This is a genomic window from Thomasclavelia ramosa DSM 1402 (assembly GCF_014131695.1).
Taxonomy (GTDB): domain Bacteria; phylum Bacillota_I; class Bacilli_A; order Erysipelotrichales; family Coprobacillaceae; genus Thomasclavelia; species Thomasclavelia ramosa.
The window spans coordinates 2,986,549-3,005,117 of sequence record NZ_CP036346.1 but is presented as its reverse complement, the minus strand read 5'-3'; the positions used below and the strand labels follow the sequence as shown (position 1 = coordinate 3,005,117).

The following is an 18,569-nucleotide window of genomic DNA, read 5'->3' as shown; positions in this document are numbered from 1 at the left end:
TAGCTAAAATAAAGTGTAATGAAAAAACAACAAATGCTTTTAAAGCTATTTGTTGTTTTTGATTACGCTGAGAAACTCTGGATACGATAAGTGAGATAATAATTTTTTTACATCAAGTTCATTATTAGCAACATTTTTCAGCGTATTAAATAAAGTATTATACATAATATTATTATTGTCTAAACATGAAAAGAGGATAATGACCTGCATTTGCTGCTGATCAAACAGGATTGGTTCATTTAAAGTAATTGCGACGATATTGTTATTGGCATTGATTGGTTTATTTAGTTTTATTAGCCCAATCACATTATTGAAAGTGTTCAAAGTATAACGATGCTGTTTATTTAACTCGTATTTGAAAGTATCTTTTAGATTTGGATAAAGACATGTTAATAAATGATAGAAAGTTGAGGCGACGCCCTTTTTGCTTTTGACTTTAACATTGGATGAATATAGATATGGATGAAAATAATAAACAAGGTCTTCATCATTGAATAAATAAGATAAATAGCTTTTGATTCTAATGATATCATCATTAGTAATCATATAACTGGTATTAATTACAGGAATCGATAATTGTTTACGAATCGGTACTGAAGAAATAATTAAGTCATAATTACTTAAGTCCTCCTCATTGATTCGATAATATTGAGTATATTTAGTAATAACTAATTGTGCTGCTAATTCAGTTTCAATCCGATAACGATGTAGTGTAAACATAGAACCACTCATACAATTGATCAATAAAACTTTTTTCTTTTTCTTGTTTTGATTGTTAATAGCATTATTAAAGAGTATTGTAAATGCCGATAATTCACTACGTGATAACTTTATCTTGGAGTGTTGTTGAATCGTTGCTGATGCAATAGATGCTAAATGATATGGTAGAGGATATTCATATTGAATATTTTCATATACCGGGGTACGGATTTTTTCAACATATGCTTGTCTGATCAAAGTATTTTCAATATATAGCGATAGGATTCTAAATAATTTATCAGTATCAAAAGTAATTAATGTTTCTGCTTTGATTCTCGCTAGAATTTCATTAGCAATGGTAATTACGTTATCATCATGAGAAGCAGATAAGCCGCGTGATGACCTTTTACAGATTAATAAAATAGTAATATTTTGAATCTCATATTCATTGAAATCAATTTTAAAACGTTCTTGAACATATTTTCCTAATTCTTTAGCAGTAGCATATTCAAAACGATCCTTGAATTGCTCGAAATTAGCGATTGGGCTATCAATCGTATGATTGATCGTATTCCTTGCAATAGCGATAGAGAAACAAATTAAAAAGTCAATCAAACTAATATCGCTCATAATGATTTGATGCTGATTAATGATCTCAATGATTTGATAATCTGGAGAATTAAAATAGGCATCCAAGAAATCACCAAACATATCTGATTGTGTTAAGTTTTCAAAAACCCAGTCAGCTAAGACTTTTCTTTTTGAAATTTCACTTCCTTGAATACTAATACCGTAATTTGGTTTTTGAATTAAAGTTAAACCATATTTATGAATATCTTTTTTTAAAAGAAGGACATCATTAGCAACAGTTGGTCGACTTACTAATAATTCATTAGCGAAAGTTTCTAATTTAATGTAGCTGGCCTCTTCAATTAATCTTTTTGCAATATAATTTCTACGATCTTTTGGTAAAGTTGGAAAAACATTATTTTCATCACGCTCATTATCATTAATAATGTTTTGCAATCGGCTTAAATCTTTAGAAGACTTTCCTTCGATAAAATAACCTTTTGAAGGCTTGGATAATAAATTAAGGTTTAATGATGACAAAATAACTCTAACGTTACTAATTTCATCACGCACTAAACGACGAGGAATTCCTGTCGAGGTAGCGATATCGTAGGTTGAAATGTAGTCTGGTGAAGCTAATAATAATTGAATAATTTTTAATTCGTTTTTTTTTAGTTTCATATGGTCACTCCCTAGTAAAACTATATCAAAATTAGTAAAAAAAGTAAACGTTTACTCATTGTTTTTTAAGACTTCTATTTTCTAAAAACATTAATAATACCAATGGGTTTGAGGTATTTGTAAATAAAAATGGCATAATTTACGACAGGATAATATATCGAAAAAATAAGTGAATGGGTATACTATATAGATAGACAAAGAGAAAACGTTTACATTTAAAGCGTTTTTGAAAATTAAGGGAGGAAAAAATATGTCTACTGAAAAAAAGTCCTTCATGGACAAAGTATTGGAAAAAGTTGATGTAATCGCTGGACCAATGACAAGATTTGGACAGATCCCATTTGTACGAGCAATCGTAAATGGGATGGTCGCAGCATTACCAGTAACAATGGTTGGGTCAATCTTCTTAGTAGTATACTTATTCTGTTCAGATGGTGGATTGACAACTAAAGCATTAATTCCATTTTTAAAGCCTTGGGCTGATGATCTTGCATTAGTCAATAGTTTATCAATGGGAATTATGGCTATCTACATTATTATCGCTTTCGGGGGAGAATATGCAGAAATTAAAGGATTTAATAAGACTACAGGGGCAGTCGGAGCATTCTTTGCTTTTATGTTATTAAACTATGATTCTGTTGGTAATTTAGTAATCACTGCTAAAGATGGAACTTTAAGTGCTGGAGGCAGTGCTTTCGAAAGTACTTATTGGGGTGGTTCAGGTTTGATTACAGCAATGATCGCTGGAGCAATTGCAATTAATATTATTAATATATGTTTAAAAAAGAATATTGTAATCAAATTGCCTGATTCAGTACCACCTGCTATCTCAGATAGTTTCTCAGCAATTATTCCTTATTTCTTTATTACGATTGTATGTTGGGGAATTAGAACTTTAGCCGGAATCAATATTCCAGTATTGGTTGGAGAAATGTTATTACCAGTCTTAGGAGCGGCAGACAATGTCTTTGTTTATAGCTTGCAGCAATTCTTATCAGCATTGCTATGGATGTGTGGTCTACATGGTGACAATATTACTGGTGCAGTTACTAATGTCTTTACAAATCAATGGCTTGCTGATAACAACACTGCTTTTACTGCTGGAACATTAGTTAAAGATTTACCATATGTTTGGACACCAAACTTATGTCGTCTATCTCAATGGGTATCATCTTTCTGGCCAATTTTAATTTACATGTTTATGTCTAGTAAGAAATTACCTCATTTGAAACCATTAGCAACAATCTGTTTACCACCTGCAATTTTCTGTATTATTGAACCAATTATGTTTGGGTTACCAGTAGTAATGAATGGTTTCCTATTAATTCCATTTATTTTAACTCATACATTAACAGGGGCTTTAACTTATTGGTTAACTAGTATTGGTTTTGTAGGAAAAATGTATATGTCATTGCCTTGGGCAACACCTTCACCAATCTTAGGTTATTTATCTGCTGGTGGTTCAGTTGGTGGTATCATTATTGTATTTATCAATCTAGCAATCGGATTAGTTATCTTCTATCCATTCTGGAAAGCTTATGAAAAAGCTGAAGTTGCTAAAATGAATACTGCAGAGGCATAGAATTAATTAATTAAGAAAACTTTAACAAGTTCTCTTAATTAAAAAATAAGGAGGAACTAATTATGGAATGTCCATATTGTCACAAGGAAATACCACAAGATTCAGCTTTCTGTTATCATTGCGGTAAAGAAATTAGTGCAGATGCACTTAAACAAAAAAACAAATCAAAGTTAAAAAAGAATCCCCGTGAAAATAGCTGGGCTAAATTAGGGATCCTCCTATTTTTTATCGGTTTAATTGGATTGGATTTTATCGCAGGAACAATATTTAGTGCAGTTGGTGGAAATGTAAAGATTCCATATATTCTTAGTTCGTTTGCTTATCTTGGGGCAATCGTTTGTGGTGTATTGTCATTGCGGGTAGATAAACAGGATCGAAAAAAAGGATTCGAACCAAATGGTAATAAAAATTATGCTTGGGTATCGATCGTTATTAGTGGTTTTGTTAGTTTAGTTAATTTTTCACAAGTTATTTTGAAATAGAGAGCAGGTGGATATTATGTATTGTCGAAAATGTGGTGCTGTACTTAAAGATTCTGCAAAATTTTGTGATAGCTGTGGTAGTGAAGTAATTAAAGTTGAACAACGTAGTTATGCTCAAAAATATAATGATAATAAAATAAAACAAAAGATGTCTAAAAAAGATATTGAACGAATGGAAAAGCATCGAGATGAAAAAAATCCATATATTGGTGCAGCTTTATTTGCTTCAGTTTTAGCACTTATTTTAGCTATCGTACCATGGAATTATTTTGGTGATGGAATTGGAACAAGTTTACCAATGCGAATCGTAATCGTTGTTTTTGCTTTGTTAGGTGATTATCATGTCACTAAGGCAAAACAAGTAAATAATTTAATTTATAGTAAATATGGTTTTAGAATCAAAGCTAATATTGTCTCATTAGCTAATTGCTTATCAATCTTTGTAACCGTAATTGGTTTATTTGCTTTGTTTACACTATAGGCATATTAATGCCTATTTTTTATAAGGAGAAAAATTATGGGTGTATTATTTTTTAAACCGATCCCGCGCTTGGCTATATGGGGACATACGTTAGTTAAAGATTATTTTGGCTATCATGATTTTCCGGATGGAGTTGGACAGGCTTGGTCATTTAGCTGCCAAAAAGGGGCTTCAAATATTTGTGAGACTGCACCATATCAAGGAAAAACTTTATTAGAATTATGGCAGGAGCATCAAGAATTATTTGGTCATCCTAATGAACAGTTTCCGGTTATTATTTCGTTAGTAGGACCAGAAGATGATTTAAGTATCCAAGTTCATCCTGATGTAAAAGCGGCTTTAAAGTTAGGTTATCAAGCAGGCAAAAATGAAGCTTGGTATTTTATTGAAGCTGAGCCAGGAGCCAAGATTGTTTATGGACACAATGCCAAAGATGAAGCTGATTTGACTCACTATATCAAGGAAGAACAGTGGGATAAACTGATTCGTCATTTAGAAGTCCATCCTGATGATTTTGTATATCTTCCGGCTGGATTATTACATGCATTAAAAAAGGGGAGTGTTGTTTATGAAATCCAACAGGCTACAGATGTTACTTTCCGTTTTTATGATTATCATCGTAAAGATGCAAATGGCAATGAACGTGAATTGCATTTAAAAGAAGCAATTGAATGTTTGTCTTATGATCAAAAGGAGATGGAAAATAAGCTTACGACTGTAATGACATCATTAGAAAATGGTGAACAAACTGTTTTTATTGATAATGACTCATTTACTGTAACAAAACTAGAACTTACAGGGGAGAATCACTATTATCATGATAATTATCAGTTGGCGACGGTTGTGAGGGGCTCTGGGACTGTTGATGGAGTGCCTATTAAAGTCGGTGATAATTTCTTGATTCCGCAAGGAAACAAAATTGTTTTTGATGGTCATATGACTATTATGATGACAACGAGATAAAGGAGAAGATCATGAAAGAAGAATTTTTATGGGGCGGTGCTTTAAGCAACGTTCAAGCTGAAGGCGCATATTTAGAAGATGGTAAAGGGTTAAATGTTTATGACACTCTAATAGTTACTCCAGAACCCGGGATTGAACCGATGTTTTGTGATACAAAAGTAGCTACTGATCATTATCATCATTATCAAGAAGATATTGATTACATGGCTCAAATGGGATATAAAGCATATCGCTTTTCAGTAGTATGGTCAAGGATTCACCCGCTTGGTAATGAAGAAAGTCCTAATGAAGCAGGGTTAGCTTATTATGAAAAGATGGTCGACTATCTTTTATCAAAAGGAATTGAACCAGTAGTATCTTTAGTTCATTTTGATATGCCGGATTATCTGTTAAAAAACTATAATGGGTTTATGAACAAAGAAGTAATTAACTTTTATGCTCGCCATGTTGAAGCGGTAGTTTCTAGACTGAAAGGAAAAGTTAAATACTGGCTGACATATAATGAAATTAATTTAGCTTATTGTCAAAGTGATCTGGTGGCAGGAGCTTATTTACCAGATGGAATGTCTAAAGCAGAGATGTTCGTACAATTAAATATTAATGTACAAATTGCACATGCTCGTGCTGTAGAGGTAATTAAACGTGTTGATCCACAAGCCAAAGTAGGTGGTATGATTGGGCATGCACCATTCTATCCACTCACTTGTAAAAGTAGTGATATTATTGCTGCAGATTTTAAAAATAAGTTACACAACTATTTTGCTTTTGATACGATGTGTCAAGGAGAACTACCAGATTATTTTAAGCAGTATGCACTAAATAGAAATATAACAATCAGTCTAAATAAAGCTGATGAAGAGGTAATTAAATCAGCATCGACCAAACTGGATTATCTAGCATTTTCATATTATCGCAGTAGTGTTCAGGCTTCATTTGATGAAATTGATGATGTGATTACTTTAGAGGATGCTATTTTATTTGATCAGCGCAATCTTAAAAATCCTTATTATCAAGCAAATGAGTGGGGCTGGCAAATTGATTCACAGGGATTACGATATTCGTTAATTGATTTTTATCATCGATATCATAAACCATTGTTTATCGTAGAAAATGGTATTGGAATTGATGAACAGTTAATTGATCAAAAAGTATATGATGATCAACGTATTGATTATTATCAACAGCATATCAAAGCAATTAAACAGGCTGTTGAACATGATGGTGTTGATTTAATTGGTTATTTAGCTTGGAGTCCAATTGATTTTTTAAGTAGTCATAAAGAAATTAGAAAACGTTATGGATTTGTTTATGTTGATCGTGATTTTGAAGACTTAAAAGATTTAAAACGTTATCCTAAAAAATCGTTTTACTGGTATAAAAAATGTATTGCTACCAATGGTGATGATTTAGAGAATAATATTGAATATTAGGCTAGAGGGGGAATAATGATGAATGTTTTTGTTAGTGTGTGCAACGGGAATGTCAACAAGTCTATTAGTTAATAGAATGAAAGAGACTGCCGAAACAAAAGAAATTGAATTTCAAATCGAAGCCCATCCCGTTGGACAAATTGAAAAATATGGTGAAGCAGCTGATGATATTTTATTAGGACCACAAGTACGTTATGAATTAAAGAATGTTAAAATGAATTAAAGAATGTTAAAAAAATGTTTCTTGATAAACCGGCTGAAATAATTAATATGCAGGATTATGGGACAATGAATGGTGCTAAGGTCTTGGATACAGCTTTAAAATTAGGTGGAAAATAAATAATAAAAATGGTTTGTTTAGATAGTCATGAAATCTATTTTTCCGTTTAAATAGCTTTGATTGTTTTATTTAAACAGACCTTTTTATAAAAATGCGAGGTTAAAAATGAAATTTAATGAAGTGATGCATCTTTCATTTTATACTGATCAGATGGATAAAATGAGAGATTTTTATGAAAATAAATTAGGATTAAAAGCTAAAATAATTATGCGTTATGGGGCTTATCTTGGACAAAAAAGCCGTGGAGCTTGGGCTAAAAAAGCAATTACTGATCCAGATGGGATTGCTTATATTTTTATTGAGTTAGCCCCGGGACAATATTTGGAATTATTTAATAAAGCAGATAACCAGCTAGAACATGAAAAGCCAGATGTTAGACTAGGGTATTCACACTTTGCTTTAATGGTTGATGATATTTTTGAAGCACGAAAAGAGCTGATTGAAGCTGGTATCGAAATTGATATTGAGCCTAATAAAGGTCAATCAGAAACTTGGCAAATGTGGATTCATGATCCGGATGGAAATAAATTTGAAATTATGCAGTATACTGATTTATCTTTGCAGCATCAAGGAAATGTCGGTTAAATAAGACCCTACGGGAGCGTAAGGTCTTGTTTATTATTCTTTGTATTTTTTGTAATAAAGTGAGGTAACGAGAATATCTAAAATATAATGTATCGATAATCCATATAGCATAATATGATGAGGCAGATGATGTGAGGATGAATCAATATACAAGGCTTCATTGCATACAAGTTCTAAAGTTGGGTCGATTTTTCCTGTAATTGCGATGACACGGATTCGTTTTTTTCGGAGTTCATATGCGGCATCGACCATTGTTTGATTTTTTCCCGAGTGACTAACTACGAAAGCTAAGATGTCTCGAGGATCGATGTTATCAATATAGGCAGTATTCAAAGTGTTAAAGCATTGTGCTTTGATACCAATGGTATTTAGTTTTAAACAGGCAGATTGAACTTCTGAATAATTATTGTCATTGGCATAAAAATCAATTTGTTTAGCTTGCAGCATATAATTTATCGTTCGAACAAACGATTCAAAACGAGTTAGTTTTCGAGTTTCTTTAAAAACATGGTCATATATTGCAGGTAGGGTTTCAATTACATCACGAATAGAACTTTTTGAATCAATCCGTATATTTTTCATTTGATCATACATTGTTTTTTCTTGGGTGTAAGTCACTTGAAAATCACTATAGCCTTTAAATCCTAATTTTTGAACAAAGCGAATAAGGGTGGGGGCACTAACTTTGATTAAAGCAGCTAATTCTTTAGCGTTATATTGAAGCACGCAATCAGGCTCTTGTTCTAAATATTCGGAAATAACTTGTTCTTTTTTTGTCAGTTTAATGCTATCGATTAATTCACGAATCATTTTATGCACTCCTTTTTAGGGATTATTTATACTTATATTTTAACATATTAATAGACATAGAGAAAACGTTTTCTCACTACTAATGATATTTTTGAAATTAAATTTCATAATTATTTATATCTTTGAAATTTAATTACAAAATATCTATATATGATTTTTTTAGACTACTTTTTAAATTAAGATTTAGTTGTAAGAAAATAGATATAAGGAGAAAAAAGATGGAACTACATAATCAAGTAACTAGATTGATTAGTGCAAAAGCTAGTAAAATTTCTAATTATACTGGTAGAGAATTAAAAGAAGCAATTTTTAAATCTGAAGGTAGGGTGCTGATGGGACAAACGTATTTAAAAAATCCAATCTTATTTCCTAATTGTACCAGTACCGAATTAATGTTTGCTTTTGGTGCGGATATGGTTTTATTGAATGGTTTTGATTTTTTTCATCCAGCTGATTGTCCTGGCATGCAAGGATTTGATTACCAAGAATTGAAGGATTTAGTAGGTGGTAGACCAGTGGGAATTTATTTGGGGTGTCCTAAAGAAGGGCTTGATTTTAATAACCAAGAGAATTCTCAGTTATACGATCTAGCAGGTATGGTATGTACAAAAGAAAATCTTTTAAAGGCAAAACAATGGGGTGTATCATTTCTCATTTTAGGTGGTAATCCGGGAAGTGGTACATCAATTAAAGATGTGATTAAGTGGACAAAAGAGGCTAGAGCGATTTGTGGTGATGATATGCTGATTTTTGCTGGAAAATGGGAGGATGGCATTAGTGAAAAAGTATTAGGTGATCCACTTGCTGATTATGATGCTAAAAATATTATTAAGCAGTTGATTGAGGCTGGGGCTGATATTATTGATTTTCCTGCTCCGGGCTCACGCCACGGTATTACAGTTGAGATGATTCGTGAATTAATTGAATTTACGCATCGAAATGGGGCTCTTGCTATGAGCTTTTTAAATAGTAATGTTGAAGCAGCAGATGTTGATACAATTCGTCAAATAACGCTGATGATGAAACAAACAGGATGTGATGTTCATGCTATTGGTGATGGTGGTTTTGGTGGTGGAACCTGGCCGGAAAATATTTACCAAATGGCAATCACTTTAAAAGGAAAGGCGTATACTTGGGCGCAAATGGCAACACCAAGAAGATAAAAATAAAAGAAGGCTTAAGGAGGATAATAAAGATGAGTTTTCCAGATAAATTTTTATGGGGCGGTTCGATTAGTGCGGCTCAATGTGAAGGAGCATGGGATGAAGATGGTAAGAGTCCGGTTCAAGTAGATTTCGGTGATCCCGGAACAACAACTAATAATCGTTATATTCATTATTTAAATGCTGATGGTACAAGAGGAAAAATGCGACAATTTGATCATTTACCAAAGGGGGCAAAATATGAATTATTTGATGATGTTAGATATACAAATCATGTAGGGATAGATTTTTATCATCGATATAAGGAAGATATTGCCTTATTTGCTGAACTTGGTTTTACAACTTTTAACACGACGATTTCTTGGGCTAGAATTTTCCCGCATGGTGTTGAAGGTGGAGTAAATCAAGCAGGAGTTGAATTTTATCGTAATGTTTTTAAAGAATGTAGGAAGTATGGAATTGATCCAGTTATAACTTTGTATAAATATGATGAACCAGTCTATTTGGAAGAAACCTATGGTGACTGGACAAATAGAGAGATGATTCATCAGTTTGTTGAATTTGCTAAAGTATGTTTTATTGAATATAAAGATTTAGTCAATAAGTGGTTAACCTTTAATGAAATTAACATTTTGCTTCACTTTAATGTTAAAGAAGGAAAACAGTTTGCTTTTGAAGAATTACATAATCAAATGGTAGCGGCGGCAGAAGCGGTAAAAGCAGCTCATGAAATAGATGAGGAAATCAAAGTTGGTTGTATGATTGCAGGGTTCTGCTGTTATCCATATACGTGTGATCCAAAAGATGTTTTAGGTTCATATAAGTTGTTTCAAGAAAAATTTGCATATTGTGCAGATACGATGGTAAGGGGATATTATCCAGCTTATGCAAAACGTATCTGGAAAGATAATAATGTATCTTTAGAAATTAGTGAAGAAGATAAGAAGATTCTAATGGAAGGTAAATCTGACTTTCTAGCATATTCATACTATATGTCAAATGTATTTACTACGCATGATGTAGAGGGAAACTTAGCAACAGCAGGTGGTCAGGGTAGTTTAGCCAATCCATATTTAGAAGCATCTGATTGGGGCTGGCAAATTGATCCTACAGGTTATGAATATTTTTTACATGTACTGAATGATCGATATCAAGTACCGTTATTTGATGTGGAAAATGGTTTGGGGGCACATGATCAAGTGGAGGATGATGGCTCTATTCATGATGATTATCGAATTAATTATCATCGCAGTCATATAAAGAGCCTAATGAAAGCTCGTGAAGAGGGCGTTAATATTTTTGGTTATACATCATGGGCACCAATTGATTTGGTATCATTTACAACAGGACAAATGGATAAGCGATATGGGTTTATTTATGTAGATATGAATGATGATGGAGTTGGTGATTTACATCGGATAAAAAAGGATTCATTTTATTGGTATCAAAAAGCGATTAAATCGGATGGAAAAGATCTAGATTAAGATGTCTGTTAGAGACATCTTTTTTAAGTATGACGACTTGTCATACATCTAGGGTGAAAGTCCTTTGTGAATGTAGTTGTCGACGAATCACATAGTGCATCGGAAATGTATTTGAGCCGAAGGGCATATACACTTGGATCTAGGCATTAGAAAGCGAAAAGGAGAAGATCACACAAATTATTAGAGGAAGTCTTATCTAAGAAAAATATGATACTTGTCTATAAAAGCACAAGTAGTGTGGATAATGTAGCCAATGATGAAATAAAAGACAAATTGAAACAAGGTCTTACAAACCACAACCTGTTAAAAGTATTGAAATTCCAAAGCCTAGTCATGGTGTTAGAAAACTTGGGGTAAATTATGGTAGAGCAAGACAAATATCATATGCTATCAATTCGTGATAACTAGAACATGTGTTGTGCGTGCTGTAGCAAAAGAAAGGCTAGCACACAATGGACTAGTTAGTTGTTTAGATTATTATTTATTGAGATATAAATTGAAATTTAATTAAACTGCCGTATATGGAACCGTATGGACAGTGGTGTAAGAGAGGGAAAATATTTAAAATTTTCCGCTACTTGATTAATTTAATTTAGTAGTATGAAATTAAATTACAGTACTGTAAATAAATGTATGAAATTCAATTGCAAGAGCTGGAAAATCACTGTTTTATAGGTTTTTTTCATCATAAAATAAACCTATAAAATAGGAGGAAAGAAAGATGTTAAAAGTTGCTTATATTGGGTTTGGTAACAGCGTTTGTCGTTATCATTTACCATATGTTGAAAAAAGAAAAGACTTCATTGATGTAAAGTATATTTATCGTTTAGAAACAGAAATTAATGAAGAAAAAGAGAGCTGGTATCCGGGGATTAAGTTTACTAGTTCAATTAATGAGATTATGGATGATCCTGATGTTAACTTGGTAGTTGTTAATACCCCAGATCGTTATCATGTGGAGTATACAATGCAGGCATTGGATCATGGTAAACATGTTTTATGTGAAAAACCATTTGCAATGACCGCTAAAGAAGCTAAAGATGTATTCGATTATGCTAAAGAAAAAGGTCTAGTAGCAATGGCTAACCAAAATCGTCGTTATGATGCTGATATGCGCACAGTTCGTAAAGTTATTGAATCAGGTGTACTTGGAGACATTGTGGAAATTGAGTCACATTATGATTATTTTAGACCATCAATAGCAAATAATAAAGGTATGGGAATTTTATATGGGTTAGCAGTTCATCCAATTGATCAAATCATTGGTGAATTCGGTAAACCTAATCGAGTTGTATATGACTGTCGTAGTGTTGATAATCCTGGAGTCAGTGATGATTATTATGATTTTGATTTCTTTTATGATGGATTTAAAGCAATTGTTAAAACTAGTTATTATGTAAAACTTGATTATCCACGCTTTATCGTTCATGGCAAAAAAGGAAGTTTCTTAATGCCGGCACTTGGTCATAATTCATCAGAAAAACCTAAACCAGGAGCGATCCATGTATCATTTGATCCATTACCAGAAGATAAATGGGGAACATTGTCTTACATTGATGATAATGGCAATGATATTACAAAAAAAGTACCTACAGAAATTGGGGATTATGGAATTATTTATGACAATTTAAATGATGTTATTGTAAATGGGGCTCATAAATTAGTTGCCGATGAGGAAGTAATAGAAGTTTTAAAAATTATCGAAGAAGCAACTAAAGTAGCAAAGGAGGCTAAATAATGAAGGTCGGAATCGTTGGGGCCGGTATGATCGTTCATGATTTTTTAACTTTTGCTCATGAAGTTACTGGTATGGAGTTAGTTGCTTTATGTGCCACACCGGCTGAAAAAGAAAAAATTGTTGAGATGTGCCAAGCTAACAATATTAAAGCGCATTATACAAATATTGATGTAATGCTGGAAGATAGTGAGGTTGAAGTAGTTTATGTAGCGGTGCCTAATCATTTACATTATGAAATGTGCAAAAAGGCAATTTTAGCCGGTAAACATGTAATCTGTGAAAAACCATTTACTTCTAATCTTAAAGAATTAGAAGAATTGGTTGCTTTAGCAGACACTAATAAAGTTATTATGGTTGAGGCAGTTAGTACCCAATATTTACCAAATACTTTAAAAATTAAAGAGTTATTACCAACACTAGGACAAATTAAGATCGTTAGTGCTAATTATTCACAATATTCATCACGTTATGATGCTTTTAAAGCAGGAGAAGTCTTGCCAGCATTTAATCCAGCCATGTCGGGAGGGGCATTAATGGATCTAAATATTTATAATATAAATTTAGTAGTAGCTTTATTTGGTAAACCATTAAATGTCAATTATGAGGCAAATATTCAAAGAGGAATTGATACTTCAGGAATTTTAACATTAGACTATGATAGTTTTAAATGTGTATGTATTGGAGCTAAAGATTGTAAAGCTCCCGTTGCAACAAATATTCAAGGTGATGCAGGATGTATTACAATTTCTACACCTGCTAATAGCTTAAATGGTTTTAAAGTATTAATGAATAAGGGTAGTGCTAAACAAATGAATAATGAAGGTGATGAGGTTTCTTACAATAATGATAAACATCGGATGTATCATGAATTTGTAGAATTTGTTAAAATGATTGATGAAAAAGATTTTACTCGTGCTAAAAAAATGCAGGAAATTAGTTTGATTACTATTGAGATTGCGACTAAAGCTCGTCAAAGTGCGGGAATAGAATTTGCTGCAGATAAATAATAAAATTGTTAACAATATAGTTTATAAATAATATACCACTTGCTAATTATAAATATCCATGATGTTAGACATGTCGTGGATATTTTTTAAATAAATGATTTACAAATATAAAAGAGGTTAAAATATTATTTAACCTCTAGATTTATCAACTATTTAATAATAAATTCCGGTAATGACATATAACCAGGAGCTATTTCAAATTGATTGAAAACAACAACTACCTGATTATCTTTGTTGATATAAAATGGTTGTTCATTAGTAATCTTTAAATTATTAACCGCTTCATCAAAATACATTAGGTTAGGATATTTTTCTTTATTCTCCGCAATCTGTTGTTGTACAGATTTTTTAACGATATTTTGATAATCTGAACCTAAGAAATGTTCAATATTGTAGACTTCGCCAGTTTTAAGATCTACTGTATAAAATTTCTTTTGTAAATAGCTGTCTGCCATGATTTGGGTGGCATTAATTGAAAATGATATTATTTTATCGTCACTATAGTAGTTTTGGAAAGTAATATCTGCAATTAATTTATGTTCTGTGTTTGGTTCTTTGTCAAATTCTTTAAATTCGTTAGTAAAGTCATCAATTGCCTGGGTAATCAGCTTATTAATAACTTTTTTTACTTTGTCATCTTTAACATTAACAACATGGGGAATCTTGACAGTAACGATTGTACCTTCAGTTTCATAATGTTTCTCTTTTAATAATTGAAGTTTAGCATTATCTTCACTGGCATGAACAGCATTGATACATAATGGTGCAATAATTAGTAAAAAAATCAGGAAACGTTTCTTCATATTTCATCTCTTTCTAGTTGATAAATGTGTTGATAGCTTTGCTATCATTATAGTTTTTACGATAATTTGATAAGTTATTCAAACTAAAATTTTCTTGTTAAGGAAATATGATTTATTAATTATTTTTAGTAATATGTTGGGTAATAAAAAGAGAGTACGGTAAAAATAGAGAGTAGGATAAAGCTGGTAATGTTTAAGACTGTTTGGAATATTTTTGTTGTTTGTTTAGTAAATTATGTTGTTATATGCTCTTTTTATTTTGTTAGAATATAAATATGTGAAGATATGTGTTTTATAAAAATTACTTGACCTGAAGCATACTTCAGCGTGTATTCTAAATTAAAAGGAGGGATTTTATGTACTTATATATGGGTTTGCTTGCGGTTATACCCGGTATTATTTATTTTACTTTTTTTATTAACCGTTTATTACGAACGATTTTAAATATTCATACTAATTGGTTCCTCATTATTATAATTGGATTAGTGATAATGGTGCTATCAATTCCAGCAATGAACACGTTGGAGTTATATGGGGTTATTTATTATCATTTATTAGTTGTCATGTTGTTGTTTGAGCTATTAAATCTAGGCTTAAAAAGATTCCCGATTTATCGGATTTCATTTACTACTGGTATTTTGGGAATAGTAGTTACGGCGTTATTTTTAGGTTATGGCTACTATAATATTAAACATGTTGTAGCTACAACATATGATCTAAAAAGTGATAAAGTTGAGGATCTTAAAATTCTTGAAATTGCTGACTTACATATGTCAACATCATTAAGTGTTACGGAGCTACAAAAATATTGTGATGAAATGAGCCAGCTGAATGCTGATTTAGTAGTTTTAACAGGGGATATCTTTGATGAAAATACCCCATTAGATGATATGGTTAATGCTAGTAAGGCGCTAGCATCGATCAATAATCAACAAGGAATCTACTATGTTTATGGTAATCATGACAATGGCTCTCATGCTTTTAGCGATAGTGAATTTGGTCCTGAAGATGTTCGTGCTACGTTGGAGAAAAATGGAATCGTTGTATTGGAAGATGCAGTAGTTAGCTTAGACAATATAAATATTATTGGTCGAAAAGATGCAAGTTTTTGGGGTACAAATCCTCGTTTGTCAACTAGTCAATTATTAGAGATGATTCCTGAAAATAAACGTGGTAACTACACGATCATGCTCGATCATCAGCCTTTAAACCTTGATGAAAATGCAGCTCTAGGAATTGATTTACAATTATCTGGGCATACTCATGGTGGACAATTGTTCCCTATGGGAATTGTTCAGTCATTGACAAGTGATACGTTGATTCGTGGACAAAGGGATATTGGTGATTTTACAGCAATTACGACGACAGGAATAGCGGGATGGCGTTATCCAATCAAAACAGGTGCTCCTAGTGAGTATGTAATTATAAATATAAAATAAAAGACCTCCAAACTGAAATGAATCCCATTATTTAGGTGTCTAATCTAAATAATGGTGGTTCACTTCAAATCGGAGGTTTTATTATTTTGAAATAATTTCAATACCATCTTCAGTCACTAACAACGTATGCTCCCATTGTGCTGAAAGTGATTCATCATCAGTATAAACAGTCCATTCATCTGACTCATCAACATATACTTCACGACCACCAAGATTTAACATTGGTTCAATTGTAAAGACCATTCCTGGGACAAGGGTAACAGTAGGCACATTTGGCTCAAAATGGAAAACATAAGGATCTTCATGAATCGCTAAACCAACACCATGACCACAAAATTCTCTAACAACACTATAACCCATAGCTTTAGCAAATGTTTCGATTGCTTTACCAATGTCGCCAACACAACTTTGATAGGGGATAACACTAGCCATACCGAGTTCTAAAGCCTTTTTTGTATCGCTGACTAGTTTTTTAGCTTCATTAGAAACTTTACCAATCATAAACATTCTAGAAGCGTCGGCATAATAACCATTCAGCATGGTTGTAGCATCAACATTTACAATATCACCTTCTTGTAAAATAGTTTGCTCATTAGGAATACCATGACAAACAACATCGTTGATCGAGACACAAATATGTTTTGGATAACCCATATATTGATAATCAGCACAAACTGCTCCATATTTGGCAGTATATTCCTTTGCCATAACATCAATTTCTTCAGTTGTCATTCCAACTTTGATATTTGCTTCAATATAGTCTAATAAACCTGAGTTTATTACTGCGGCTTTTTTAATTCCCTCAATTTGCTCAGGCGTCTTTATCATTTTATGGGTTGGAATTTTTTTTCCTTGCTGCTTTAATTGCTCTAATTTTTCATCAAATGCTAGATGGCATTTTTTGTATTTTTTTTGACTGCCGCACCAGCATAAATCATTTCGGTTTAATTTCATATTTTGCCTTCTTTCTATATGAATCTAGTATAACACGTTATTCTTTAATTTCCAAAGAAATTACTTAGCCTATGCTAACTGTTGATTAATAATTCTTTTTCTTTACGTGTCATTTGCTTAATAGCGTATTCCCGTTTCAACGCAAGGCTTTTTTCAGTATACTCCTCAAAGTAAACCAGTTCAACGGGGCGACGAGCTTTGGTATATTTTGCACCTTTGCCATGATTATGAGCATTGATTCGCTTTACTAGATCAGTTGTCCAGCCTGTATAGAAAGTATTATCCTGACATTTGACGATATAGACGTAGTTTGTTTTCATTATTTCACCCTTACTTTTATTGTTTATATTATAACTAATTATAGGAATAATGGTAAGTTTTAGATGACGTGTCAAGAAAATTAGTTTAAGATATCTTCAAAGAGGTGTTATTGTGGTTGATTTTAATAATTTAATGGATTTACAATTTGAAATATTTATTTTAATGATAATTGGATATATTTTAAGAAAGACAAATATTATTTCTAAAGAGCATCGAAAGAGCTTGACGGATTTAGTAATATATATTGTACTGCCGGCTAATATTATTTACTCTTTTATGATTAAAATGGATACTCAAATCATCAAGAGTGGTCTAACAATTTTGATTGTTTCGATTATTATTCAGTTTGCTTGCCAAGTATTTGGAAAGTATTTCTTTATTAAGGCAACAAAACGACAACAAAGTGTTTTACAATACGGAACGATCTGCTCCAATGCTGGATTTATGGGCTCACCCTTGATTCAAGGCCTTTATGGATTAGATGGATTATTATTTGCTTCCATTTATTTAATTCCCCAAAGAATTGTAATGTGGTCTGGTGGGGTTGCATGTTTTACTAATGCTAAAGGTAAAGATGTTATTAAGAAAGTAATTACACATCCTTGCATTATCGCAGTATTTATTGGCCTGTTTATTATGATTGGCCAAATTCAATTACCAAGTTTTTTAAAAGTATCAATCCAGTCACTTAGTAATTGTACGATGGCTTTATCAATGATTGTAATAGGTGGAATCTTGGCAGAAATCAAAATTAGAGATGTTATAAATAGATTGACCCTCTACTATAGTTTTATCCGTTTGATTTTAATTCCTTTATTGGTCTTATTTAGTTGTGCAATAGTTAATCTACCACCATTAGTAACTGCAGTAGCAACAGTTTTGGCGGGAATGCCAGCAGGAAGTACGACAGCAATTTTGGCTGAGAAGTATGATGGAGATTCAAATTTGGCAGTAGAAATTGTCTTTTTATCAACAGCGCTATCATTACTTACAATTCCGTTATTATGTTTGGTTATTAATATGGTTGTTTAAAATCA

General features: G+C 32.2%; 17 protein-coding genes and 1 pseudogene. 13 read left to right on the top strand and 5 right to left on the bottom strand.

The annotated features are described in order from the left end of the window. Positions 1-45: 45 nt before the first annotated feature. Positions 46-1,950 (bottom strand): BglG family transcription antiterminator, encoded by a 1,905-nt coding sequence (locus tag EYR00_RS14360; protein WP_003539523.1) that lies wholly within the window; start codon positions 1,948-1,950, stop codon positions 46-48. A 250-nt stretch (positions 1,951-2,200) separates the two neighbouring features. Between EYR00_RS14360 and EYR00_RS14355 the strand changes: the two genes are divergently transcribed. From EYR00_RS14355 to EYR00_RS14325, 7 genes and pseudogenes are all read left to right on the top strand, one after another. Beyond that, positions 2,201-3,532: a PTS sugar transporter subunit IIC gene (locus EYR00_RS14355; RefSeq protein WP_040434435.1), complete on the top strand. Its 1,332-nt coding sequence runs from the start codon at positions 2,201-2,203 to the stop codon at positions 3,530-3,532. 62 nt (positions 3,533-3,594) lie between these two features. After that, a complete protein-coding gene (locus tag EYR00_RS14350; RefSeq protein ID WP_003539527.1) occupies positions 3,595-4,014 on the top strand; it encodes a zinc ribbon domain-containing protein in 420 nt (139 codons plus the stop codon). 16 nt (positions 4,015-4,030) lie between these two features. Further along, positions 4,031-4,495 (top strand): zinc-ribbon domain-containing protein, encoded by a 465-nt coding sequence (locus EYR00_RS14345; protein ID WP_003539528.1) that lies wholly within the window; start codon positions 4,031-4,033, stop codon positions 4,493-4,495. A 36-nt stretch (positions 4,496-4,531) separates the two neighbouring features. Then, entirely contained in the window at positions 4,532-5,458 is a 927-nt protein-coding gene (locus EYR00_RS14340; protein ID WP_003539530.1) for a type I phosphomannose isomerase catalytic subunit, read from the top strand. An 11-nt stretch (positions 5,459-5,469) separates the two neighbouring features. After that, entirely contained in the window at positions 5,470-6,888 is a 1,419-nt protein-coding gene (locus EYR00_RS14335) for a glycoside hydrolase family 1 protein (RefSeq protein WP_003539532.1), read from the top strand. A gap of 22 nt (positions 6,889-6,910) precedes the next feature. Beyond that, a pseudogene (locus EYR00_RS16000) lies at positions 6,911-7,227 on the top strand (PTS sugar transporter subunit IIB). 106 nt (positions 7,228-7,333) lie between these two features. After that, positions 7,334-7,813, top strand: coding sequence for a VOC family protein (locus EYR00_RS14325; RefSeq protein ID WP_003539535.1), 480 nt, complete (start codon positions 7,334-7,336; stop codon positions 7,811-7,813). Between the two features lie 33 nt (positions 7,814-7,846). On the opposite strand, the gene EYR00_RS14320 is transcribed toward EYR00_RS14325, so the two are convergent. Continuing rightward, a complete protein-coding gene (locus EYR00_RS14320; protein WP_003539536.1) occupies positions 7,847-8,623 on the bottom strand; it encodes a MurR/RpiR family transcriptional regulator in 777 nt (258 codons plus the stop codon). 218 nt (positions 8,624-8,841) lie between these two features. On the opposite strand from EYR00_RS14320, the gene EYR00_RS14315 reads away from it, so the two are divergent. From EYR00_RS14315 to EYR00_RS14300, 4 genes are all read left to right on the top strand, one after another. Beyond that, positions 8,842-9,786, top strand: a complete 945-nt coding sequence (locus tag EYR00_RS14315; RefSeq protein WP_003539537.1) for a DUF7916 family protein — start codon at positions 8,842-8,844, stop codon at positions 9,784-9,786. Positions 9,787-9,818: 32 nt separating this feature from the next. Continuing rightward, a complete protein-coding gene (locus EYR00_RS14310; protein WP_003539538.1) occupies positions 9,819-11,270 on the top strand; it encodes a glycoside hydrolase family 1 protein in 1,452 nt (483 codons plus the stop codon). A 721-nt stretch (positions 11,271-11,991) separates the two neighbouring features. Continuing rightward, on the top strand, positions 11,992-13,008 hold the full coding sequence (locus EYR00_RS14305) for a Gfo/Idh/MocA family oxidoreductase (RefSeq protein ID WP_003539542.1): 1,017 nt from the start codon (positions 11,992-11,994) through the stop codon (positions 13,006-13,008). Beyond that, positions 13,008-14,015, top strand: a complete 1,008-nt coding sequence (locus EYR00_RS14300) for a Gfo/Idh/MocA family protein (protein ID WP_003539544.1) — start codon at positions 13,008-13,010, stop codon at positions 14,013-14,015. The genes EYR00_RS14305 and EYR00_RS14300 overlap by 1 nt, the downstream gene beginning before the upstream one ends. 149 nt (positions 14,016-14,164) lie before the next feature. Here the strand turns inward: EYR00_RS14300 and EYR00_RS14295 are convergent, their stop codons facing one another. Further along, entirely contained in the window at positions 14,165-14,818 is a 654-nt protein-coding gene (locus EYR00_RS14295) for a DUF3298 and DUF4163 domain-containing protein (protein ID WP_003539546.1), read from the bottom strand. Between the two features lie 356 nt (positions 14,819-15,174). Here EYR00_RS14295 and EYR00_RS14290 point away from each other — a divergent pair, with 356 nt between their 5' ends. After that, entirely contained in the window at positions 15,175-16,257 is a 1,083-nt protein-coding gene (locus tag EYR00_RS14290; protein WP_008792686.1) for a metallophosphoesterase, read from the top strand. 81 nt (positions 16,258-16,338) lie between these two features. Here the strand turns inward: EYR00_RS14290 and EYR00_RS14285 are convergent, their stop codons facing one another. Together EYR00_RS14285 and EYR00_RS14280 are read right to left on the bottom strand one after the other, a co-directional pair. Beyond that, the gene (locus EYR00_RS14285) at positions 16,339-17,211 is read right to left on the bottom strand and encodes a methionyl aminopeptidase (protein WP_003539550.1); all 873 of its coding nucleotides are present in this window, start codon (positions 17,209-17,211) and stop codon (positions 16,339-16,341) included. 74 nt (positions 17,212-17,285) lie between these two features. Next, positions 17,286-17,531 (bottom strand): GIY-YIG nuclease family protein, encoded by a 246-nt coding sequence (locus EYR00_RS14280; RefSeq protein WP_008792687.1) that lies wholly within the window; start codon positions 17,529-17,531, stop codon positions 17,286-17,288. A 112-nt stretch (positions 17,532-17,643) separates the two neighbouring features. Between EYR00_RS14280 and EYR00_RS14275 the strand changes: the two genes are divergently transcribed. Further along, entirely contained in the window at positions 17,644-18,564 is a 921-nt protein-coding gene (locus EYR00_RS14275; RefSeq protein ID WP_003539554.1) for an AEC family transporter, read from the top strand. Positions 18,565-18,569: the final 5 nt, after the last annotated feature.